At 42.0% G+C, this 25,891-nt stretch carries 14 protein-coding genes; 3 read left to right on the forward strand and 11 right to left on the reverse strand.

The genetic code is table 11. From position 1 onward, the window contains the following. Positions 1–123: 123 nt before the first annotated feature. The 11 genes from BACFIN_RS23315 to BACFIN_RS09045 form a co-directional block, all read right to left on the reverse strand. The gene (locus BACFIN_RS23315) at positions 124–855 is read right to left on the reverse strand and encodes a transposase (protein ID WP_232281655.1); all 732 of its coding nucleotides are present in this window, start codon (positions 853–855) and stop codon (positions 124–126) included. Between the two features lie 770 nt (positions 856–1,625). Next, the gene (locus tag BACFIN_RS09090) at positions 1,626–2,708 is read right to left on the reverse strand and encodes an SGNH/GDSL hydrolase family protein (protein ID WP_007753839.1); all 1,083 of its coding nucleotides are present in this window, start codon (positions 2,706–2,708) and stop codon (positions 1,626–1,628) included. A gap of 21 nt (positions 2,709–2,729) precedes the next feature. Next, complete coding sequence (locus BACFIN_RS09085; RefSeq protein ID WP_007753841.1) at positions 2,730–5,309, reverse strand: glycoside hydrolase family 3 N-terminal domain-containing protein; 2,580 nt, start codon at positions 5,307–5,309, stop codon at positions 2,730–2,732. A 23-nt stretch (positions 5,310–5,332) separates the two neighbouring features. Then, positions 5,333–7,534 (reverse strand): alpha-N-acetylglucosaminidase, encoded by a 2,202-nt coding sequence (locus tag BACFIN_RS09080; RefSeq protein WP_032839630.1) that lies wholly within the window; start codon positions 7,532–7,534, stop codon positions 5,333–5,335. Between the two features lie 100 nt (positions 7,535–7,634). Continuing rightward, positions 7,635–8,822 (reverse strand): DUF4855 domain-containing protein, encoded by a 1,188-nt coding sequence (locus BACFIN_RS09075; RefSeq protein ID WP_229091165.1) that lies wholly within the window; start codon positions 8,820–8,822, stop codon positions 7,635–7,637. A gap of 84 nt (positions 8,823–8,906) precedes the next feature. After that, positions 8,907–10,775, reverse strand: a complete 1,869-nt coding sequence (locus tag BACFIN_RS09070; protein ID WP_007753866.1) for a DUF5018 domain-containing protein — start codon at positions 10,773–10,775, stop codon at positions 8,907–8,909. A 30-nt stretch (positions 10,776–10,805) separates the two neighbouring features. Then, positions 10,806–12,500 (reverse strand): RagB/SusD family nutrient uptake outer membrane protein, encoded by a 1,695-nt coding sequence (locus tag BACFIN_RS09065; protein WP_007753870.1) that lies wholly within the window; start codon positions 12,498–12,500, stop codon positions 10,806–10,808. 34 nt (positions 12,501–12,534) lie between these two features. Further along, positions 12,535–15,663: a SusC/RagA family TonB-linked outer membrane protein gene (locus BACFIN_RS09060; protein WP_007753871.1), complete on the reverse strand. Its 3,129-nt coding sequence runs from the start codon at positions 15,661–15,663 to the stop codon at positions 12,535–12,537. Positions 15,664–15,700: 37 nt separating this feature from the next. Next, positions 15,701–17,839, reverse strand: coding sequence for a hypothetical protein (locus tag BACFIN_RS09055; RefSeq protein WP_007753872.1), 2,139 nt, complete (start codon positions 17,837–17,839; stop codon positions 15,701–15,703). A 6-nt stretch (positions 17,840–17,845) separates the two neighbouring features. Then, positions 17,846–19,018 (reverse strand): AGE family epimerase/isomerase, encoded by a 1,173-nt coding sequence (locus BACFIN_RS09050; RefSeq protein ID WP_007753873.1) that lies wholly within the window; start codon positions 19,016–19,018, stop codon positions 17,846–17,848. 41 nt (positions 19,019–19,059) lie between these two features. Continuing rightward, the gene (locus tag BACFIN_RS09045; protein ID WP_081449088.1) at positions 19,060–19,626 is read right to left on the reverse strand and encodes an MFS transporter; all 567 of its coding nucleotides are present in this window, start codon (positions 19,624–19,626) and stop codon (positions 19,060–19,062) included. A gap of 33 nt (positions 19,627–19,659) precedes the next feature. Here BACFIN_RS09045 and BACFIN_RS09040 point away from each other — a divergent pair, with 33 nt between their 5' ends. The 3 genes from BACFIN_RS09040 (at position 19,660) to BACFIN_RS09030 (ending at position 25,880) form a co-directional block, all read left to right on the forward strand. Then, entirely contained in the window at positions 19,660–21,312 is a 1,653-nt protein-coding gene (locus BACFIN_RS09040) for a sialidase family protein (protein WP_007753875.1), read from the forward strand. Positions 21,313–21,483: 171 nt separating this feature from the next. Then, complete coding sequence (locus tag BACFIN_RS09035; RefSeq protein WP_007753876.1) at positions 21,484–23,808, forward strand: glycoside hydrolase family 20 protein; 2,325 nt, start codon at positions 21,484–21,486, stop codon at positions 23,806–23,808. Then, complete coding sequence (locus BACFIN_RS09030) at positions 23,808–25,880, forward strand: glycoside hydrolase family 20 protein (protein WP_007753878.1); 2,073 nt, start codon at positions 23,808–23,810, stop codon at positions 25,878–25,880. Before BACFIN_RS09035 ends, BACFIN_RS09030 begins: the two co-directional genes overlap by 1 nt. Positions 25,881–25,891 lie beyond the last annotated feature (11 nt).

Below are 25,891 nucleotides of genomic sequence, written 5' to 3' on the forward strand. Positions count from 1 at the left end.
CTGTTTACGTACTTTCTCGTCCTCACTCTCCCAAATGCATAATCGAATATTTCTTTTGAGGGAACGGGAATGTACGATTGTCGAGAGTATTCGTCCCTCCTGCCCATTTTTTATGGAATAATTTCAAAACGGTTTTCTTCGAGATGCTTCATGTCCATTTTCCCATCGTACAGTTTGGGGCATCTTGCCACCGGTAGGTTTATCCTTGGTCAGATAACGAAAATAAGCGTCATCGCGAAAACGACTGATTACATATAATCCCATATCCAGGACGCCAGCCACAAAAGATGATTTGGAGAAATAGGCATTGACCACCACATGGCTAGTCAACCGTTGAAGTATTTCCTTGCGGCTTCGTAACACATGCAAATACCAGTCTGTTAGTGTCCACCTGACTTGCTCCAGTATTTTTGCCGGTAGTGTTTGAACAGTTTCTAGATGAAAGCAGTTGTGAAGATCTACATCAATGAATCCAATGCCGGAAATTTCCAGACCATGTTTAGTCGATTTAGCACAACCGGACCAGAAACGCCCCAGATAGGGCGTGCATTTACTCGATTTGCTGATATAGCTCGGATCAAAAGCGATAGCAACCAGATTGTCGGTATGTGAATCAGCCAAGCAGGCATTAAAAGACAACCGGTCACACTTACGTTCGAACTGCTGACGGTAACGCTGTTCATCCAAACGGCCGTAACACCCTAATTGGAGGAAATTTATTCTCCCAGGAATAATCAGATATAAAAGTAGCATTTCATGCATAAAACTCTCACGCCATTCATTTATCTTTACTGCTGAATTTAGCAGTACGCGTTTTATTATCTCCAAATATTGGTCAAGTTCGTTTCTATTCATCATTATTAAAGATGTGGTGACCCTTAATATAATGAATCGGTAGGACTTGATCTACTTTTTATTTGTTAATTCAATGTTTAACGAAGTATTGTTATTAAGACTTATCCATATAATTATCAAAATGGCATTTTTCATTTTGATAATTATAAATTCTCTGCCGGACGTATTTCCATCCATTGTACAGAATAGAGGATAAAATGGCAGAGATTTGCCATTATAAGAAATCACTTTGTTGCAGATATATCCATGTATATGTTCTTTTTACGTTATTTCTCACACTATTCTGTAATACATCTTAATTTTTAATGTTACTTTGCATCATTATGATTAGTAAGGGGTTAATAAATGAAACACTCCCTATTTCAGGGCTAAAATACGTTCCTTTTAAACGTACTTAGCATTTTTTTTAAACCTAATGGGACGTTGGACGTTCCTTTAAAATCAACCTTATGTTTTGAACAAATAATACGGTAATTCATATGCAAACAACAGCTATTTTATGCACAATTCTGTAAATAAATTCTATATTTTAGTAGTTCCTCGCTCTAGTTTCATCTATTTATCAAAAGCATCAGTTATCGAAAGTGAAGAAAAATAGCATAAAGACATTCTATTCAACATAAGACAGTCATATTGATTATCGATTTCTCAAATAATACCATGATACCCCGTATCTCTAGCTTTGATGCAAAGATCATAATAATGTGCATTACTCTTTCCCATATAGTTCGTTGTCAGACAAAATTAATAGTGAATGAGCCATAAAACCACTATTTTTTAAGTAGCTTTTTAATCACTGGAGTCACCAAATCAGCATAACGCATCATACCCACATCGGTAAAATGAATGCCATCTACTGTTGCCTCACGATCGCTTCCAAGCATCCTCTTTGAGGATATATAGTATATGTTTTTCTCTTTTCCTTTTTTCAACTCATTAAATATACGACGCAAGGTGTCATTCAAAGTCTTAATTTTCCGGGCATTGGCGTTATTGTAGTAGGAGTCCATGAACTGTGGATCTTCAATAAAGATAACAGGTGTATGAGGATGCCTGTCACGAAGTATACGGTAAAACTTCTCCATTCGCTCATTCATCTGCTCAACCGTGACATTAGGTACAAAATCAAGCACGAAAACACCGGCATCTACTCCAGCCATCACTTGAGCTACTCCAAGATCAAGAAAAGCGTTGCCACTAAACCCGAGATTGATACATTCCCGATTCAAACGGCGTGAGATTATATTGGTGTGAGCCATGCCTGGGCGGGAGGCACATCCGCCTTGAAGAATGCTGGTTCCATAAAATACTACAGGTTTTTCACGTACAGGACTTTCTATTGCGGGCTGATTGATACTAGCGCCAGCATCGATTCCAATCGACAAAGAAACTAGTCCGTCGTATAGCGGTAAATAAATCATAAACTCCCGTTCTTTGGCTTCCATACCGCTGATGAGGCTAGATTCCGTACTTTTTCCTATGGGACGGGCACTATTCACAAAATACCAGTTCTTTCCTTCCAGACAGTAGAGGTCAAGTCCTTTCACTGCTACATCAGTCATATGATCCATATGGAAATTAACCAACGATTCCCATTTTACTGCAACTTGAGTCGAATTGCTTCGGAAACGCACTGCCATACCCGATGAATTCCGACTTAGTTGCCACAACGGTAAGCGAGAAACATGTTCCAATGAATCAGGCAAACGTACATACCGCTCTGTGGTAGCAGCGGTAGCCTTTCCCAATAGTTGGAATTCAGCCGCATCATAGTAGGTTACCTGAGCTGACAGATTACTTGCCACAAGTAATAAAATAAGGTTTGCTATCTTCCTATAAACTGAAAATGACATAGTATATATAATTAAAGTTCTTTACTTCACTAATCTGATATTAATATTTTTGCGTCCTTTCACCTCCATTTGTTGAGTGATGAATCTTGCTTTGACAAAAGCTATGGAATCATCAGTCCTAAGGTTTATAGAATAGAATCCCTTTTCATCAGTTTGAGTTTCCTGACCGGATGAAATGGCACGAACCGTGACATAAGCTACTGGAGTAGCTTGTGCATCACGTACAAATCCCTGTACAGTAATAAACTCGCCACTAGGCGTGACTTTAATGATTTGAGGAGAATCAATTACAGGAGTCTTCTCAGGTTCACGCCCTACTTCGATAGAAATGCGATGGGTTATGCGATCTGATGCAGTGCCCACTTTTATCTCAAAAGTCCCGGGTTCCAAGTAGCGATTACCGATATTATCGGTCAGGTAGAGTTCGTGTATGGGGACTTTCAATGTGATTTCTTTCGTTTCGGCCGGGTTCAAACTTACCTTCTCAAAAGCTTTCAGCTGCTTTATTGGTGTCATAACAGTACTGACAACATCACGTATGTAAAGTTGAACGACTTCTTTGCCGACAACTTCTCCACTGTTTGCAATCTTTACTTTTACGGCTATGGTGTCATGAGCCTGATAGTGAGTTTTGTCGGCAATCGCTGAAACCAGATCAAATGTAGTATAACTCAATCCATGACCAAAAGCCCAAAGAGGGTTCGGAGAAGAAAACACATAATCTCGTCCCGGCAATTCATAAGTTCCGGGCTCTTTATAAAATCCCTTATCAGTGGTCAAATGATTGTAAAAAGCGGGAAGGTGACCGGAACTTTGAGGAAAGGAAAAACTAATTTTCCCTGATGGATTTACTTTACCAAAAAGAATATCGGCAATGGAATTACCTGCTTGTTCTCCGGCATACCATTGAACTAAAATAGCAGGGACATTTTTTTTAGCGAAAGGTATAGCAAACGGTTTACCGGCTACCAATATTAGGACTACCGGTTTACCTGTTGCACAGACCGCTTCAATCAGTTCCTCTTGAGCACCAGTCAATTCAACACCACTAAGGTCAATTCCCTCGCCACTGGTAGAAGGGGCATTGCTGTGGCGTACAAAAGCGGTACTTGAACTGCCAACAAATAGTAATGCAACATCACTCTGTTGAGCCGCACGTACAGCTTCTTCAATACCTGACTGATTCAACGAAGAGATAGAACAGCCTTGGGCATAGTTCACTTTCACCTTTTTGCCTGCCAAACGACAGATGCCTTGTAACGGTGTGATACCATCTTCTTTGTTTTTACTCCATGTATAATCGCCAAATTGCACACAGTCTGCATTAGGACCAATTACTGCCACCGACCGAAGTTTCTTTATATCCAATGGAAGCAAATTACCTTCATTTTTCAGAAGTACTGTCGATTCATCAGCAATCTGACGTGAAAGTGAAATGCATTCTTTGGAACGTAACGGCCAACGATATGAATTTTTCTCAAGATAAGGGTCTTCAAACAAACCTAATTCAAATTTAGCACGTAACACACGTTTCACCGCCCGGTCGATGTAGCGTACATCAAACTCACCAGCCAGCACTTTACTCTCAAGCGACTTGAAACAGAGACTCGACGCTTCAACATCCAAACCGGCCGTAAGTGCTTGACTGGCAGCTTCAAAATCATTATCAGCTGTTTTATGAAAGTTCTTCAACATATCAATAACTCCCCAATCAGAGTAAACATAGCCCCGGAAGCCAAAACGGTCACGTAAAATATCAGTCAGCATGAATTTTGAAGCTGAATTGGGTTCACGGTTCCAGGCATTGTAGCTTGACATAACTGCTAAAATATCGGTTTCAGCCAGTATGGCTTCAAAAGGTTTCAGATAGACATCAAATAAATCACGAATGCCACACTCCACTGATGCCAGATTTAAGCCGCCCAATGGATTGCCGTGCGGTCCGTAATGCTTTGCCATTGGTGAAATGCCATGATCCATATATCCTTTAACCTCTGCTACAGCCATACGAGCACAAAGGAAGGGGTCCTCACTAAACGATTCCTCCACTCTGCCCCAACGCAACTCACGAGCTACATCTATACAAGGAGCTAACACTTGTTTTACCCCGATTGTATTAAGTTCACCCGCAATATGTTTTGTCATTTCATAAGCCAATGCAGGATTAAATGTACTGCCTATAGCTATATTTTGCGGATAGATAGTAGAACCTTCATGCACCACTCCATGAAGTGACTCCGCTACCGAAAAACCCGGAATACCCAGACGTGTCTGCTCCAGTAAATAGGTTTGAATAATGCGGAAGTTCTTCCTGCATTGCGCTGCCGTGAGTGGAAAGCCTTCGAAAAAGCCATACCCTTTATCACCGCACATCTTTGCTAACTTGGCGGTATTGAGCTTTTGTCCGTCAAATACATCCCACGATTGCAAATGGCTGATTTGAGCTATTTTTTCCTGTAACGTCATACGGTTCAACAGATCGTTTACCCGTTCTTCAGTGGGAAGTAATGGATTCTTGTATGGAAATGCATGCTGTGCATTCAATGAAGAGGCACAACAAAATAAACATATGATCAGAATATCTTTAATTATAAATTTCATAGTTACGAAAAATTAGTTAACAATTACGGATATAATGAGTGGAAGTCATCATCATATTTCAATATTAGTTCTTTAGCCAAAGAAATTGGATTTTCTCCAGAAGTGATTGGAAAATCTTCATTTTTCAATGTCCATTCATACTCAAACTGTGTAATATCCTGATGAAATTTCTCTTCATCAAAGTTTTTATGCCTGGTCATAGCGGCAATTACTTCTTCTGTGAAACGTTTCCAGCGTTCTCTGTAGAATGTACGTGTCAATCCTCCCCATCCTCTATTGGCATAATCGTTAAGCTGGGTATCTTTCTGTCCCCACACCGTAAGAATGCACCGTGCATTTTCTTCATAATATTTTTGTTCTTGTTCATTCACTGCAAAATCTCTGGCATCTTTTATCCATTTACCTATTGAGAGAACAGGACTGCAGCAGAGCAATCGATCTACATCAAGCAAAAGTTGGTCCATACGCTGTCCCCACACCTTAGTTCCTTCCAAATCTTTTTTCCGATAGCAATCGGCAAACTTATCACGATAGTCAGCAAAAAGATTGCCTAAAACTTGCCTTCCCACATTAATTACATCAAAATGATATTCAGAATGATATACTCCTTCAGCTTTCAGCAACTCCTTCCAAATTTCCCACAAATCGATATTTTTATAATCGTATCCGGGAAGTGTGTTCCATCCTTCTACGCCTTCTAACTGTGGACGAGCATTCATCAATACTGCTTGTCCGCAAAGGGCTGCTGAGGTATAGATCTTCTCATATAGTTGTTTCCATGCTTTAATAATATGATTATCTACATTCCCCCCTCTGCATTGGGCCCAATTTGCAATCCACTGGTGGACAGGTATTGAATTTTCCCATGCACGTTCAAAAACGAATTCATACATTAAAGGATTTACATCAAGACCTTCAAGCGTCACTCCCAAACCATATACGTTATCGCCTCCTTCTTTGAAAAGTCGATCAATTTTAAAATCTACATCATTCAGGTCACCAGCTAAAAAAGTGTTTCCACCAAAATTTCCTAAATAACACCAAATATAAGGTTTCCCGTAGTATTGCTCTGTATCACGCCATATTTCTGTATAATCACAATAATAATCAAGTAAAATCAGTTTATCTTGGGGAACAGCATTTAAAAAGGATTTGATACGGGGTTGAGTCCATTTCTCTTTGGCATGATAAAACATCCACGTCATCTGTAACCATTGAGCAGCGGAATCCACACTTTGGATCGATTTATAGATTTTATCAGATACATTGGACAAAAACTCCTCGTTCCAGTTGGGTGAGTCTACTTCGTTGAAAGGATCGATACCATAAATGTGGTTAGTGCCATACACTTTTGTTTGTTCCTCTAAAAAACGATGTTGAATGACTGAATAAAGCGAATCCATGGGATCAATGAAGTGACTACGATACTTTTCATCGTATCCTCCCCATTGACTCATTGTGTAGATTTTAGCTTCCGGATAAAGTTCTTTAAGTTCAGCGGGAACATGTCCTGCAAAAGCTGGTAGAATGGGAGTCATATCAAAAGCCCGTTCACGTTCTAGAATTAATTTCTGTAGTTTTTCTTGGTCTGCCAACCATGATTGAGGTAACGGACTTTGCCAATAATCTACGTTTGACATACGATGCCAGGGAAGGTGAGCCGGACCTGTAAAATAAGTACGAACCTCCTCGTCAGACAGTCCCATCTCCGTCCATACTTTATACCATATAGACTCTTGACCTGTGATAGCCAACGGCATGGTTACTCCATTCAGAGCCATCCAGTCAATAAGTCGTTCCCAATCACTCCATTTCCAGTAGGGCATAGAGTAACCAAAGGTGCAATAATTAAGAAAGAAACGATTCTTACACTTTGAACGTAAAATAACAGGAGTTTCTACTTCAGGCAGTTGAGCAGGCATTACTACACTATCCGAAGCATACCAAGAGACATGTGTCTGACAGTAATACTTCAAATAATGGTTTAGTCCTACGGCCAATGAATTCCGGTTGTTTCCTTTAATCAGAATCTTCCCATTGTCAGACTCAAGTGTAAAGCGGTCTATATCTACAGAATCAGTCAGAAGTTGAAATTGGAAAGAATGAGCATGTTGAGGAAACAAACGTTCGCACATTTCACTAAGTGTATTTGTGGCCGGATCTTGATTTCTTTGGCAACTCACCATAAAAAAAAGTAGTATAAGATAAAAGTATTTATTGTTCATAAGCATATCGTCTATTCAAATGCGAGAAAAATGTTTTGTATAAGAATTTTAAGGGTGTCCTTCTTTGGACACCCTCGATTGCAAATGTGAAATTTACTTGTTAATGTGAATCACGGATAGGGCGTTCTATAACAAACTTGCAGAACTTATGATAAAGAGCCACATCAGCCGGCTCACTAGAGTACTTCAAAGTAAGCAATGCGCTATTACTCTGATAGTAAGCCAAGCGGCATTTTTCCCATACACCATACTCCTTGAATTTTGCCATATAGTTTTCCAAACGGTAAGCTTTACCGTGAGCTGCCAACACATCGTCCTCGAACTCCATCTCCATCTGCATATTGCAACGCAAAGCTTCTTTGCAGGCTTCATCAAGACGTGTAAGAGGTATTTTATCGTCAAAATAGTAGTTGGGCTGGTAGTAAGCATAGTGAAATCCCAGTTCTTTCCAAGACTCGTGGCCATCGGAATTGAAGAATGGAATCCAGTTGAAACTATATTTCAGTTCGTTCAGATAGTTGGCAATGGGGGTAATGATATTTCCGGTATGTGAAGCATCCTCGGCAATCCAATAGAATCCAGCTAAGTCGACATATTGATACCCCTTCTCGTTGAAACGGGCACGTACTTGATCGATGAACCACTTACAAGCCTTCACACGGTCAGCAGGTTTGGAGAAGTCGAGCGACACATTATCAATCTCACCCCAATATACACTCGACGAACCTGGCACCAATTCATTCTGTACGTCAATAGGCTCAGGAATGCCAATTATTACCTGGCGTTTGTACACAGGCGCCCCAATGGTAATCATTGCTTTCTTTACACCGGCTTCGATAGCTGCAATACCAGTTTCTGAATTGAAATAACAATCGATGAGTTTCATCCACTCAGCCTTGGTGGCTGATTCATAGCGCATACCCTTGGTATACTCTCTCACCGTCTGCCAATTGTCGGAAGTATTGAGGATTTCAAGCATAAGGAAGCTATCAAAGAACCAGTGTGAAGTGTTTTGTTCGTCTACATAAGTAATATAAGGTTGGGCGCGTTCCTGCGTCCAAATGGGGCGTTGGTCACCACCCGAGTAAAAAAGTACCATATCGGTATTAGCCAAGATTGACTGACGGTTGATTTCCCAATCGTATTTTTGGTCGGGCTTAATTTCAATTTCTCCACTGCCGTCTTCTGGGAAAATAGGAACGGTATGTTCCTCATCGGAACAAGCTACTAATACTGAGCATAAGCCTCCCATCAGTAGTGATACAAAGGTAAGAACAATCTTTTTCATACGTTTCTTATTCATTGTTTTATTATGTTTAAATAATCGTTTGAATATCGTTTAAATGGAATTAAAAATAACATTAGGTACCGTTTACAGGCCTTTGAACTTTGTGAGTTCGAAAGCTATCAAGCCATGATCGGTAGTAAGCATATATACCTGTACGGCCAGTCCGTCCTGACTTTTGGCAAAAATTACATCACCTGTACAAGGAATATTCTCACCAAGCACACTGCTCACTCCATCGAACGCCCAAGGAGAGGTATATCCCGTAGCTGTATAACCTGACCCCGGTACGCCGCCCGGCACATCTGCATTTCCTATTGTATTGCCTTGCTGTGAATCGAAGATGAAGCCATTACTCATAGAATTAGCATTGGGATTTTTGGTGATGTCAGCTACATAAAGGCGTTGTGGTCCATTGAAGGAACCCGAACCATTCTGAACAGCTAACAATCTCGCGCCGTTAAAATCAACATAATCGATACCTTTAGTGAATCCTTGCCACCCCCAATAATGTGAATCGGGAACAGTAAAAGCAAAAGCTCTGTCTGCACTATCACCAACAGGAGCACAAATCACCATATTAGTTTCATTGGCTGGTGTAGATATGTAGCTGAAAGGTTTCTCCGTATTAGTTGTAAGGATCTTCGTATAGTCTTCTACACGTGCACCACTCACATTAGCAAATTCAACATGCGCCTTGCCACTCATTATGCCATCGACAAAGCTGATAAATACCATACGGTATGAGAAAGGAGACGTAGTGGTGAGTACAGCTTTTCCACTAGTAATGTCACCTGTGATGTGAATAGAACTACCCATATCAATATTATAGTTCCAGTTAACTCCCATAGGTGCCTGATCGAAAACTGGATCACTGAAAGGTTTATCAAGTATCAATGTGGGAGTGTTCTCTATACCATTTTTCCATACCCATACATTAACATCCGTATAAGGAGTGGCATAGCTTCCTGTACGGGTACTCACGTAAGCCATGGCTACCATGTGTCCATTATCATCGGAGGTAATAGCACGTATGATGCGATTAGATGGTATACCGGTCACATTCACTTTCACCTGATCAAGCAACTTGCCGTTATATCGGTTAAACACCGGCATGTTGACGAAATTATTGCTATTACTAAGGATGAGATAATCATCTACTACAGCCATAGTACGATTGGCACCCACTTCAAACCCATGCGAATTTTCTTTCAAAGTCTGGAAACCAAAGAGTCCGGCCACATAACCCACACCATATTCCACGAACTCAGGAGTTTTGTACACTGTTTCGTATACCGTCTTCTTAACACCATCCTGTGCAATGATAGTAACAGTAGGCATCACACTCAAATCGAGGATTTTTGTCACAGGATCGTAAGCATCCGATTCAATAGTCGCCCATGGAGCAATGGTGATAAGTGCATTTTGCAATTCTCCGTCGATACTTGACGAGGTCTTATAGATAATAATTTGTCCTTTTTTACCCTCTTCAACAGGATCAGCCACTACAATCTGAGCACGTACATTGGCTAGTTCGACCTTAATGATATTAGCACGTTCCGATTTTTTATAAATAGCTGTAAAAGTGTAGTTCTTCTTGGAACCATCGGCTTCAATTAAGGTAGAAGAGAATCCTTCTTTCAAATTGTGAATACCCGATAAAGGGGGATCAAAACGGGCACCCACAGGAAGTGTAGCTTTGAGTCGCATACGGGTAATATCTCCTTGAATAGGTTCTGTATCTGAGATGTAGTAGGGAGTCTGTACTACAGCAGTACCGTTGGCACGATCGATAACGGTTTCATACTCAGTGTTCTCATTACCTGCAAATCGTCCGGTAATGATGAGTTGATCGGTGATTTCACTTTCGGTTCTCACCAAATCGTCAGGGTCAACACATCCCGTCAGGCAGAACGAGAAAGCCCAAAAGCCATTTATGATATGTTTTAGTTTCATATTATCTACTTATTTAGATGGTAACCATAATTATTTCCAACTAGGAGTTTGCTCACACATTATGTTATTTCGAAGCTCGCTGGAAGGTATCGGGAAAATATTATATTTCTTGGGGAACTTACGATCCTGCGTGTCACATTCTACACGGGTATAAAGAAAGCTTGAACCGGTTTTTTCAATTTTGATACCATGCAGTCGTTGCCCATTGAGTACCTTTTGAGCAATATCCCAACGAACAAGATCATACCAACGATGTCCTTCGAGTCCCAATTCACATACCCGTTCCTTCGAGAGATCTTCAAGATAATTGTCCCAGGTAGACTGCTGAGCTAAAATAGGCAATCCCACACGAGTACGAATTTTGTTGAGATAGTCGTAAGCTTCCTTAAACTTATCCAAACGGGCATAGGCCTCGGAAAGGATAAGAACAATCTCGGCATAACGCATCTCAATCCAGTAGGATGTACTTTCAATGTCTACGTAGTTGATATTGTCGCTTTCATCCATAAATTTACGGAAGATATAACCGGTGGTACTAGTGCGCACATAGTCCTGGCTTGCCGATGTAGAGAAATCCATGTATCCGTCTTTACCACCTACGTAAAGTTCAAGTTGACGTCCTGTCCAATTGGCACCATTATAGAGAATAGAAGCATAGAAACGTGGGTCGCGGTTTCCCCATGGTCCTTCGGAATATTCATTCAAATGAGTCCAATCAAACGATTTCCAGTCCTTACCTACCTTGATATCAAATGCAGAAGCATACTCATCGGTAGGCGTAGCGGCTGCGCCCAACGTACCAGGTTGTAAGCCTGCTTTTTCTGTGTCATAGGGTGGGCAGAAGAAATGATTAAACATGTGTTGCTTAGTCTTCTGTTGAAAATAGACAGGCAAAATTAACTCCTTATTATTCACAGTATTGAAAATTTGCATATAGCTGTCCTTAGAAGTTCCTGAAAGTAGTTGATATACACCCTTTTTCTCCAGCTTTTCTACCTCTAATGCTGCATTAACAGCATCCTGCCAACGCTTGGCATAGAGAGCGGCACGGGCTTTCATGCCATAAGCAGCCCCCTTTGTAAGGCGGCCTGCCTCCGATCCTGTCCATTCTTCCGGTAGGATTTGGGCTGCTTTTTCATATTCGTCAAGGATAAAAGTCCAGCAATCTTCTTCTGACGAACGAGCTTTTGCACGCTGGTTATGATCATCCACTCGATCTTCGTTGATACGCAGGATTACACCGCCATGACGCAATACCAGCTCTTGATAAGCAAAAGCACGCATAAAACGAACTTCGGCAGTTCGAATGGCTAACTGATCGGAATCCAAATTATCAGCAAAGCCACTATGAACATCGTAAAAATACTCATTAAACCGGCGAATCTGCTCGTACATGTCATCCCAATTAGAGCGATAATTAGCATCAGGACTCATCATATTGTCGTAATAAAAAAGTTTGTTCACGCTACCCTCAGCTACATTGAACCAAGAATATTTAATGAGGTCACTCACACCATCGTCCATGGCCAGATTAGCTCCCACATTGATATCGGCATTGCTATAAAACACGTTATAGAAACTTTTGACATAAAGATCCAGGTTCTTTATAGAAGCATAGGCTGTAGATTCGCTATAAGTGTCAGTAGGATCGATATCGAGCACATTACACGATTGCAATGTGAGGGTCGACAGAGCCAATCCCAGTAATAGATTTTTTGTTTTCATGCTAATTTATTTTATTAGATGTTGTACATAGGGTTTAGAACGTTACGTCTACACCAAACGTAAAGGTGCGTTGCTGCGGATAGTAACCTTGAATGACATTGGCCGACTCTGGGTCGAGGTACTTAAACTCGGTGAGAGTAAAAAGGTTGTGGCCGCTGGCAAACAGACGAAGATTGCTGATACCGGATTTCTTTACCCATGACTGTGGCAAGGTGTATCCCAAAGTCACATTCTTGAGGCGTACGTAAGCACCATTACGCTTCCAGAAGTCAGATACCTGCGCATTATTAGCATAAGCTACTGTACTGAGACGCGGATATTCAGCATTGGTATTGTCAGGACGCCAGCTGTTCTCCACCAAGTAGTAAGGCGCGTTATCCCATCCGGCATAGAAAGGGCGCGTAAGTGGAGTCTGGTCACGTGCACCGTTGTTCCATTCGCCACAAAGCAACTTGTCGCACAAGGCAGCACCTTGCAACTGAACAGAGAGGTCGAACCCTTTCCAGTTGGCGTCGGCCATCAACGAGAACATCATCTCAGGCGTGGTGGGGCGTGCAATCTTTACCTCATCGTCCCAGCTAATGAGTCCATCACCATTATAATCAAGGTAACGGATGTCACCCAATCGGGGAGTTTCGCTGATGGGTAATGGAGCTGCGTCAATCTCGGCTTGTGTCTGATACAGACCTAGCGATTTCAACCCCCAAATGGACCCTACCGATGTTCCCAGACGGTTCTGCCAAGGTTTAGTATTGTCAGCCTGCGTCATACGCAGTATTTTATTGCGGGCAAACGAAAGGTTACCATTCAAGCTGTAATTGAATTTGCCAATGTGATTACGGTGTTTTACTGTCATCTCGAATCCACGGTTATCAAATGTACCACTGTTTTCAATACTCGGATAATGGCCTCCCAGCGAAGGAGGATATACACCGCCAATGGAACGAAGGATATCGTAAGTATATTTGTAGAAAACATCGAACTCAATGCCCAAAAGACCATTCCATGCCGAAAGTTCGAAACCAACGTTGATAGAACGACATTTTTCCCAAGTAAGATTCTCCATCGGGTAAGATACTTTATTATACAGAGTATTCACCGCTTGTGGAGTAGTACCGAAAACTGTACTGTTTTTGGCCCATGCGTACTGTTTGCGATAGAGGAAAGGATCAACATTGTCGCTACCTAAGATACCGAAAGAGGCTCTTAACTTGAAGCGTTCCACTTGAGGAAAGAGTTCTTTGAAAAAATCCTCTTCAGAAGCAACCCAGCCCAATGAAGCCGATGGGAAGAATCCCCAGCGATTACCCTTTTTAAAGTGATAAGAGCCATCGTACCGGAAAGTAAATTCAGCCAAATAACGGTTATTATAAGCATAGTTGAAACGACCAACATAACCGGCATAGCCCTGGCGGATGCTGCTGGAAAAGTTACCATCGGTGGGATGAATAGTAGAGCCAAAGGGTAACTCGTCAATATCGAGAAGTGCGAAATCGGAGCGATAGCCTGTCAGCGTATTTCCTTTACGCTCAGTCTGTTCATAAAGGAATAGTGCACCTACATCATGTAAACCAAACTTTTGGTTGTATGAGATAGAAGGGCGTAATACTACTTGCTGTTCTTTCTCGTCACCGACTGACATCCCCCCTGTTGGCTGCAGATTAGAAGCATATTGACGTACATATTTCTTGGACTCGGGTTTATAAAGCATTAATTCGTAAGAGTATTTGAAGCTGCGTGAATCACGATCTTGCCAGTCCCAACCCACAAACATACCAGCTTTCAAACCTTTGAGGAAGGGGAAAGAGTATTCTATCTTGGCCGATGTCTCCAGACGCATGGTGCGCGTTTTACTATAGCCCGAATGTCCAGCTGCATACTCAGGATTGGAAGCACCACGATAACCAGATGTCGGCATCCCTTCATATTCGAGTGGAACAAACGGAGCGGCATAAAGCAATACCCCCACCACATTATTCGTCGTTTGATTCTCATAACTGTCGCCACCTGGCTGATAATAGTCGTTAATTTTACCGGCCACGTTAAGTGACACACTGATATCTTTGGTTACTTGCGTATCGATATTCGAACGAAAGTTACCACGTTCCAGCTCAAAACCTTTAATGAAGCCATTCTGTTTCATAAATCCGCCACTGAGGAAGTAACGGGTTTTCTCGTTGCCACCACTGATAGAAAGATTGTGCTGATGCATTAAAGTAGTACGATAAATAGGTTCCTGCCAATCGGTATTTTCAAAGCCATCGGTAGGATCTCCATTGGTAGTCATGGCAATTTCTTCATCGGTAAAGTAGGCTTTCTCACCATCCATGCGACGAGCATAGTTATACCACTGCATATAGTGTGTACCATTCATAAACTTGGGTAGCGTAGTAGCATGTGACAAAGTGAGCGACCCTTTATAATTAATGGCAGTTTTGCCCTCTGTTCCTCGTTTGGTAGTGACCAATATTACACCTGCAGCAGCTTTCATTCCATACACAGCACACGAGGCGGCATCTTTTAATATAGTAACTGATTCCACTTCATTGGGATTGATATACGCCATGCTTCGTTCTACACCATCTACCAGAATAAGGGGGCCATCACCTCCATTATATGTAGAATGTCCACGAACCAACAATGAAACATCATCAGCTCCCGGGGCTCCGGTGGCTTGTTGAGATATCAATCCCGGCAACTTGCCGACCAAGGCTTGCGAAACGTTGCTTGTTGTTGACTTCAATAATTCTTTAGAAGATACCGAAGATATTGATCCTGTAAGATGGATCTTTTTCTGAGTACCATAACCGACTACTACCACCTCGTCGAGGCTATTAATGTCTTCTTGAAGGGTAACATTGATCATAGAACGGCTGTTAACTTTTACCTCTTGTGTTATCATACCTATATATGATAGTACTAATGTAGCAGACCTGGGTGCATTCAAGGTAAAATGACCATTAAGATCAGTAGTTGTGCCCGTTGCGCTCCCCTTTACGGTCACACTGACTCCGGGTAACGGCAACCCTGTCGCATCTATGACGACTCCATTGACTGTACTTTGCGCATAACTATTCGATGCGCATACAAAAAGTATTGTTAATGAGAAGAATAATATTCTCATAGAACAAAAACGACCTTTTTGCATAGCTTTGTGTTTCATAAGTTAGAAGTTTATTAATAATATGTATATATTTTATTTAAAGTTGGCGTGTTATCATTTCCTCAATTACTTTAGTGGCAACAGTAGAAACATCTTTTTGGTTAGCAATATCCCATAATGATGAATCTTCTTCAAGAACAAACTGTGTACCCACAATCCAACTCTGAATCCATCCGGTAAGAGTGCTCCATACCCCCCATCCGGCATCAGCATTCGAAGCCCAATAATTCCAATCTTCGTAATTGAAAGCCCTGAACCATGCACCATCTATGCTCTTGAATTTATCACTACGTACTTGAATACGAATCAAAAAATCGCGCATTTGATTTACAGCCTTTATGTAAGTAGCATCCTGAGTTGCCTTAGCTGCTTCACACAGACCCACAAAGGCAAAGTTTGTTGTATAAAGCATATCAGCAACCGGATCGCCATTGTCAAAAATTAGTGGTGCTTCGTTGTTGCCATATTCCGCATTGGAAGGAGTACGTCCAAAAAGACTTTTTGACTCATCACCCAGTTCTTCGCGAATACCTCCACAAGGCACTTGATTTCTAAGAAGTTCATTTGTCATAAAATGCAGCCAATCCAAGTGTTCCTCTGTTGGTTCCACCCGATAGAGCCATGCTAGCGGCAGAATCATACGGGCACGTTCTTGTTGAATTCCATTAGTCCACGACCACTGTTCCGGATATCCTTCCATCATCATAGTTATTCCACGTTTCACACGTTCAAGCAGTGGCTGATAATGTGTTTGATTATAAAGCCAAAGATAGCAAGCCCAATTCCAAGCCTCAAAGTGAGCATGCAGATTTACCAGGTTAGCATTATAGTATGATTTCCATCCGCGTTTCTGTAAATCAGACTCAAGAATATTTTGTCCTCTAAATCCATTTAATCCCGTAGTACGGAAATTACCTACAATGCCCTCAACAATTTGCTTATCCCATTTAGGGTTATTCATCAATGCTGATGAAGCGATAGAACCTAATAATGAACGGGCATTATCATCGCCATAATAAGTGCCTTTATGTGTATAAGCCCATCCTAATAGACCATATGATGGGGATTTTGGATCATTGCGTACTGAATCTCTATATTCAGTGAATGAATAGTCGAGTAAATTGGCAGCTACCTTTGTATATTGTGAATTATCCAGTAATGTACCGGCAGCAGCAAAAGCGAACGAAGTTTCTCCTTGAACATCATCACGCATCCAGTAACGATACATCTGCGCACCGTCATATTTAATACCTGACATATGCCCTTCCAATACACCCAACGAACCATCACCATCAGGCATGTCAGCTGGCAATTCAGGACCAACCGGCATCAAACCATCACCCATATACTGATCTGCCCAATCTTTTTTCCAAGAAGGATGCACCAAGAAGTGACCATTATAATACCATTCCACTCCCTTAGCAATACTTTGTTTTCCAGCCTCCTCTGGTAACGGCTCGGTAGCAGTATAGGATGGTGACACATATGTCAACCAAGAAGAAAATGTTACACCTTCTTTATGCAGCAACCAGTTCATAATATATTCAAACATAGACTGCACACGCTGCTCAGGAAGATAACGACAAACTGCAAAATTACTGATACTAGTAGCAGCTACCATCAACTGATTATTCTGCTGATACAACAATGGATGGACCGGTGTATTGGCCAAGCCATATACCGCTTTATCAAAACCTGCTACCCTAGCAGCTACCAAATACGTACTATCAGGTGTTAAATCCAATTCCTTCAACACGCATCGGTGAAAAGCCATCAAAGCCATAGAAGGAAGTTGAGGAGTTAGTGAATCACAAACCACTATCCGCTCCAGTTCCATGGTATCCGTCTTTACACACAAATGTTCACCGATCTGCTGAGGAAAGTCCATGAAAACACGCAGAGACTTCGATTGAATCAAGGCTAAATCCTCGCTTGTCACCACTGTACCCTGTTCTGGATAAGAAGGACAAAGCAATAAAACCGGAGCCTGCTCTGAAGCTATCCGAAGAGCCTCTGTTACAGAAGTACAGAAATGTAATTGATATCCCTCATCTGTCAACAACTGAGCCAGATTGCTATGTGCATCGCCATAACACACAATCTTCTCCTTCTTCACTCCACAAGAGAATAAGAACAGACAAAAAAATAGGATTGATATAATTCTTAATTTATTCATTATTCTTTATTTTTGACTAATTGCTTCCAATGTTTTCCAGCACTGATACAAGCCTCTAGGTACGTGGAAACAGCCTTTCCATTTTCCTCCTTTTAATGAAAGTAACACTTCACCGCGGCGGTTCAGATAACCAAACCATTCAGGGTGTTCCTGATCCTTGAAGTGTTCCCAAGTATAGTTGTGCACCTTTTCGAACCATTCCAGGCACTGTTTGTCTCCTGCAAATTGATATCCTTTTAATAAAGAAATAAGCGTCTCGATATGCACCCACCAAAGTTTCTGGTCCCATTCCAACTGTTGTGGTGGATAGCCATCACGATCCATGAAATAATAGATACCTCCATATTCTTTATCCCAACCATATTCAAGCATCGTAAGAGTGATGTTCTTAGCCTTTTCGATTAACTCCGGACGGTTTAGGCGTTTCCCCAAATCCATGATAAACCACATGGCTTCAATCGCGTGACCAGGGGTAATCTGCCGTCCTTCAAAGCAATCTATTAGATTACCATTCACATCTACATTCTCAACAATGATTCCACCAAGTTCGGGGCGAAAAAAGACGTCCATCACTTCATGGATGCAGGTATCCATAGCCTGTTCTAGGTAATCTTTCCCTAAAATATGCTCTATTTCCATAGCAAGATTGCAAAGAATCATCGGCAGGGCAAAGTTCTTCAAATTGCGGGTTCCCAGGTGAAGTTTGTTCCATTTGCCTTTCGGATTATCCACTTTAGACAGGATGATATCGAAGGTTTTCCTGGCAATGTCTGCATATTCCTGATTGCCGGTAGCAAGACTTAGCTGACCGAAAGCCATGGCAGCGAATGTATATGAAAAGATATTGTATGGTTCTACCAATGGTCTACCCGAACGGTCAAGGGAAAAATACCAGTTATAGTCTCCATTATGTCCATATTTTTTTAAAAATTCACCACCTTGAACGGCACAATCCAGCCATTCCTTACGTTTTTCCACTTTATTGTAAAGCATGGAAAACATCCACACCTCGCGGCCTTGCAACCAGATAAACTTATCCGTATCGAAAACTTTTCCTTCACGGTCCAAACAGGTGAAATAGCCGCCAAACTCTTTGTCTTGAGAGTTTTCAAGCCAGAAAGGAAGAACATTATCCAAGAGTTCATCCTTGTATTGATTTGCCAGTTTCTTAAAATCCATACATCTTTTATTATTAAGTTATTAAGGTCTTTTTTGTTTTACTATTCCGAACGGGTCCAATATCTTTCAATCTCCTCCAGCGACTTCCCGGTGGTCTCCGGCACGAGTTTCCAGACAATCAGCATATACGGTACGCACATGACGGCGAACAGGAAGAATGTTCCGGCGGGGGTAAGGTTTTGGAGCATCCAGGGGGTTAACTGTCCGATCAGGTACGTTCCGATCCAGAGAGCGAATCCTGCTATTGACATGGCCAGCCCGCGAACTTTGGTGGGATACATCTCCGAGAGAAGCACGAACACTACAGCGCAGATAGACACGGCACAACAGAATACATAGAACAGGAAGAAAACAAGAAGGAAGAGGCTTGAGACATTCAGGGAATCTCCAAAGAGGAAATAAAGGCCGATGAGAATCAAAGAGACAACCATTCCCGAAACTCCGTAATAAACCAGCTTCTTACGACCAACTTTATCAATGATGACAAGAGCCAAAATGGTGGTCAAAGTATTAACAAGTCCTACCAGAACTTGGTAATAGAGAGAAAGTTTGTGGCTCTCATATTGTATTTTAAAGAAAAAGCTTAATTTGTATAAGAAAAATCCTATCTTTACCGCGTTAAACTAACTAATAACCCCATTATGAAAAGAAATCATTATTTTCTCCTCTTTATTTTATTAGGATTTTTCTTTAGTGTTCAAGCTTCAGATACTGTCCGAGCTTCAGATACAGTTTTTATCCGTGAAACACAAATCCCCATTCTGATAGAACGGCAAGACAATGTTTTGTTTTATATTCGTTTGGATGCTGAAGAAAGTAAGTTTCTGAATGAAGTCGTATTAGATTTCAGCAAAAGCACGCCACAGCACGATATCCAGTCAGTAAAACTCTATTATGGAGGCACGGAGGCATTGCAGCATAGAAATAAAAAGTGTATGGCTCCTGTAGAATATATATCCAGTTTTCATCCGGGAACTACCTTATCTGCCAATCCGTCGTATTCGGTGAAATGTGCGGAAGTAGTGAGACCTTCCAATAAAGTAGTACTTAAGAGTAATTATAAATTATTTCCAGGCGTAAATTTTTTTTGGATTAGCTTGCAGATGAAAAAAGGGACTTCTTTATATACCCGAATAAACTCTGAACTATGTGCGGTAAAAGTAGATGGCAGAGATTTGACTTGTAAATATCTTTCTCCTAAGAACATCTCTCATCGAATGGCTATCGGCGTACGTCACGCAGGAGATGACGGATCGGCAGCTTTCCGTATTCCGGGATTGGTGACTACGAATAAAGGAACTTTGTTAGGAGTATATGATGTTCGTTATAATAGTAGCGTTGATTTGCAAGAATATGTTGATGTTGGGTTGAGCCGTAGTACAGATGGAGGAAAGACATGGGAAAAAATGCGTCTTCCTCTTTCATTTGGTGAGTATGGTGGTTTGCCAAAAGCCCAAAATGGGGTAGGGGATCCTTCTATTCTGGTAGACACAAAGACAAATACTGTATGGATAGTTGCTGCATGGACACATGGTATGGGTAATCAGCGTGCGTGGTGGAGTTCACATCCGGGAATGGATATGAATCATACAGCACAATTGATGATGGTAAAGAGTACTGACGATGGTAAAACGTGGTCGGAACCAATCAATATAACGGAGCAGGTGAAAGATCCATCCTGGTACTTTCTACTTCAAGGACCGGGACGGGGAATAACGATGAGTGACGGTACATTGGTTTTTCCGACCCAGTTTATAGATTCGACACGTATCCCTAATGCCGGAATTATGTATAGTAAGGATCAAGGTAAGACATGGAAGATGCATAACATGGCCCGTACCAATACCACAGAAGCCCAAGTTGTAGAAATAGAACCAGGAGTTTTGATGTTGAATATGCGTGATAACAGAGGAGGTAGCCGGGCGGTATCCATTACAAAAGATTTGGGCAAGAGCTGGACCGAACACGCTTCTTCACGTAAAGCACTTAATGAGCCCGTATGTATGGCCAGCTTGCTGAATGTCAAAGCACTGGATAATGTGTTGAACAAAGACATCCTTCTATTTTCAAATCCGAATACAGTAAAAGGACGTGACCATATTACAATAAAGGCAAGTTTGGATAAAGGACTTACTTGGCTGCCGGAACATCAACTTTTATTGGATGAAGATTCGGGATGGGGGTATAGCTGTCTGACTATGATTGATAAAGAAACTATAGGCATTTTATACGAAAGTAGTGTAGCACACATGACATTTCAAGCAGTGAAGCTTACAGATATTATTAAAGAATAAGATAATTATATTATGAAGAAAGCTATTTTTGGTGGGTTATTGTGTTTTACCTGATTAATATATTTTGTTAAATTATCCGTGGAATATGATGGAAAATGTGAAATATGGCAGAAAAATAATATCTTTGACTCCATAAATTTATTAATAACTTAACACTTAATTTTTTAATTTATGAAACAACTGTTGAATTTAACCAGATGCTTGGCGGTGGCAGGGCTTTTTGCTTCTTGCCAGTCAGTTCAGCAAGAAGCTAATTATCAGGTAATTCCTTTGCCTCAGGAAATCGTTGTAGAGCAGGGAGCCCCCTTTATCCTGAAAAGCGGAGTAAAGATTCTCTATCCGGAAGGAAACGAGAAGATGCAGCGCAATGCGAAATTCCTGGCCGACTATCTGAAGACGGCTACGGGAGAAGACTTTACCATTGAGGCCGGAACAGAAGGAAAAAATGTCATTATCCTGGCTTTGGGAACAGAAAATGAGAATCCGGAAGCCTATCAGCTGAAAGTTGCCGGTGACGGAGTAACCATTACCGGTTCTACGGAAGCCGGAGTATTTTATGGTATCCAGTCTTTGCGTAAATCTTTGCCTATTGCTGTGGGAGCAAATATAGCCCTCCCGGCCGTAGAAATCAAAGACGCTCCCCGTTTTGGTTATCGTGGCGCCCATTTTGATACCAGCCGTCATTTTTTCACGGTAGATGAAATAAAGACTTACATCGATATGCAGGCATTGCACAACATGAATCGTTTGCATTGGCATATCACGGACGACCAGGGGTGGCGTCTGGAAATCAAGAAATACCCGAAGCTGACAGAAATCGGTTCCAATAGAACGGAAACCGTCATCGGACGCAACTCCGGTGAGTATGACGGTAAACCTTACGGTGGATTTTATACGCAGAAACAGGCAAAAGAAATTGTAGAATATGCTGCAGAACGTTACATAACCGTTGTTCCTGAAATAGATCTTCCGGGACATATGCAAGCTGCCCTTGCCGCTTACCCTGAACTGGGTTGTACCGGTGGTCCGTACGAAGTATGGAGACAGTGGGGAGTATCCGAAGACGTGCTTTGTGCCGGAAATGATCAGGTATTGAAATTCCTCGAGGATGTATATGGAGAATTGATTGAAATCTTCCCGTCGGAATATATCCATGTGGGTGGTGACGAATGTCCGAAAGTAAGATGGGAACAATGTCTGAAGTGCCAGGCACGTGCCAAGGCATTGGGCTTGAAATCGGATAAGGAACACTCTAAAGAAGAACGTTTGCAGAGTTTCATTATCAATCATATCGAGAAATTCCTCAATGCTCACGGACGCCAGATTATCGGTTGGGATGAAATCCTTGAAGGCGGACTTGCTCCGAATGCCACTGTGATGTCATGGCGCGGCGAAAAAGGAGGTATTGAAGCCGCCAAGCAGAAACACGATGTCATCATGACTCCGAATACTTATTTATATTTCGACTACTATCAGTCTAAAGATATCGAAAATGAACCTTTCGGTATCGGAGGTTATCTGCCGATGGAAAGAGTATACAGCTACGAGCCTATGCCAGCTTCTCTTACTCCGGAGGAACAGCAATGTATAAAAGGGGTACAAGCTAATCTTTGGACCGAATATATCGCTACATTCCCGCATGCGCAATATATGGTATTGCCCCGTTGGGCTGCTTTGTGTGAAGTTCAGTGGACGAATCCCGATAAGAAGAATTATGCAGACTTCCTGTCTCGGCTTCCTCAGTTAATCAAATGGTATGAAGCCGAAGGATATAATTATGCTAAACACGTCTTTGAGGTGCAGGTCCAATTTGAACCGAATCCGACAGAAGGGGCATTGGATATTATGTTATCTACTATTGATAAGTCCCCTATTCATTATACTTTGGACGGTACGGAACCTACCGTTGCTTCTCCTTTGTATGAAGGCGTGTTGAAAGTCAAGGAAAATGCAACTTTGTCTGCCAAAGCTATTCGTCCTTTAGGAGACAGCAAGGTGCTTACCGAGAAAATTGATTTCAGCAAATCTAGCATGAAGCCGATTGTTGCCAATCAGAAAATCAATGAACAATACATGTTCAAGGGAGCTGCTACATTGATAGACGGTCTGAAAGGAAACAGTAGTTACAAATCCGGCCGTTGGATTGCTTTCAACGGGAATGACATGGATATGACGATTGATCTCCAACAACCCGTAGAGATTTCAAGCGTGTCCATCTCTACTTGTGTGGCCAAAGGCGATTGGGTATTCGATGCGAGAACTGTGACCGTAGAAGTTTCGGATGACGGAAAGAACTTTACTAAAGTTGCTTCCGAAGAATATCCGGAAATGAAAGAAGATGATAAAGACGGTGTCTATGATCATAAGTTGACCTTTACTCCGGTGAAAACGCAGTATGTAAGAGTTATTGCATCACCGGAGAAATCAATGCCGGCATGGCATGGTGGAAAAGGTAAAAACAGTTTCTTGTTTGTAGACGAAATCAGTATTGATTAATGAATATAAGAAATAGATACGCTAAAGTTTGTCTTTTCTTATGGATATTAGGGATGTGCCTTGCGGTGCATCCCATCAAAGCACAGTCCGTAATTCCTGTTCCATTGAAAATGGAGCAGGGTGCGGACTACTTTTTTCTATCAGAAAAGACAAAGCTTTATACAAACTTAGAGGGGGAAGAAGCGAGACTTTGGGAGAACTGTCTGCAAGCACTTCCTGTTTCGTTGAAGAAAGGTTCGAAAAAGGACGTACGCCAAGTACTTTCACTGCTGATAACCGAAAAGAATGACCGGTTGCCCTCTCCGGAAAGTTACACACTGTCCGTCACTCCCCGACGAATCATTATCTGTTCAACTTCCGGAGCCGGATTATTCTACGGAATGCAGACGCTATTACAGTTGCTTACCCCTTCGGGCACGGGCTATTCCGTCGCATCCGTTGAAATAGAGGATACTCCTCGTTTTGCTTATCGTGGTTTTATGCTCGATGTTTCCCGCCATTTCTTCTCCAAAGAATTTGTGAAGAAGCAGATAGACGCATTGGCTTTTTATAAAATAAACCGGCTTCATCTGCATCTGACTGATGCGGCAGGCTGGCGCATTGAGATAAGGAAATATCCTTTGCTCACTGACTTTGCCGCTTGGCGTACGGAACCGAACTGGAAGAAATGGTGGAACGGTGGACGCGAATACGTTCGCTTCAATGAACCCGGAGCTTCCGGCGGTTATTATACTCAGAAAGACATTTGTGAGATACTTGAATACGCCCGTCAGCATTATATGACGGTCATCCCTGAAATAGAAATGCCTTCCCATTCGGAAGAAGTGCTGGCTGCTTATCCGCAACTGTCCTGTTCGGGCGAGCCGTACAAGAATTCGGACTTCTGTGTCGGTAATGAAGAAACCTTTACCTTTCTCGAAAATGTGCTGACCGAAGTCATGGAACTTTTTCCGTCAGAATATATCCATATCGGTGGTGATGAGGCTGGCAAGTCGGCATGGAAAACGTGCCCGAAGTGTCAAAAGAGAATGAAAGATGAACATCTTGCCAATGTAGATGAACTGCAAAGTTACCTGATACACCGCATTGAGAAGTTCCTCAATGCCCACGGCCGTCATTTGCTGGGATGGGACGAGATCTTGCAAGGAGGTATAGCTCCCAATGCTACTGTTATGTCCTGGCGTGGAGAAGAAGGTGGGATTGCTGCCATAACCTCCGGTCATCGGGCTGTCATGACACCCGGCGCTTATTGTTATCTGGACAGTTATCAGGATGCACCCTATTCACAGCCGGAAGCTATCGGCGGATATCTGCCATTGAAGAAAGTGTATTCGTACGATCCGGTTTCCGTTTCCCTGACTACAGAGCAGGCTAAACTTGTTTACGGTGTGCAGGGTAACTTATGGGTGGAATATATTCCCACTCCCGAACAGGTTGAATATATGATGTATCCCCGTATCCTCGCATTGGCGGAAGTGGCTTGGTCTGCTCCCGAGCGTAAGTCATGGCGGGATTTCCATGCCCGCGCCTTGAAAGCGGTGAGAGAGTTACAGGCAAAGGGGTATCATCCTTTCGATTTGAAGAATGAGATTGGCAGTCGTCCGGAATCCGTAAAACCTGTTGCCCATCTGGCATTGAGTAAGAAGGTAATATACAATTCATCGTATAGTCCCCATTATCCGGCACAGGGCAATACCGCTCTAACGGACGGCATACGTGGCGATTGGACGTATGGAGACCGTTGTTGGCAGGGATTTATTGACGGTGACCGGTTAGATGTGATAATCGATATGGAAACTGTTACTCCTATTCATTCCGTTACTGCTGCTTTCATGCAAGTGACGGGTGCGGAGGTGTTTTTGCCTGAGTCTGTCACAATCTCTGTCTCTGACGATGGAACCAATTTTACGGAATTGGAACACCGGACTTTTGAAGTCACCAAAGAAATTCCTATCCAATTTACGGACATCTCATGGAAGGGGAATGCTACAGGAAGATACATTCGCTATCAGGCTCAAGCCGGAAAAGAATTCGGAGGCTGGATATTCACAGATGAGATAATCGTGAAATAATCCGTGAAATA

The sequence above is a fragment of the Bacteroides finegoldii DSM 17565 genome, from assembly GCF_000156195.1.
GTDB classification, from domain to species: Bacteria; Bacteroidota; Bacteroidia; order Bacteroidales; family Bacteroidaceae; genus Bacteroides; species Bacteroides finegoldii.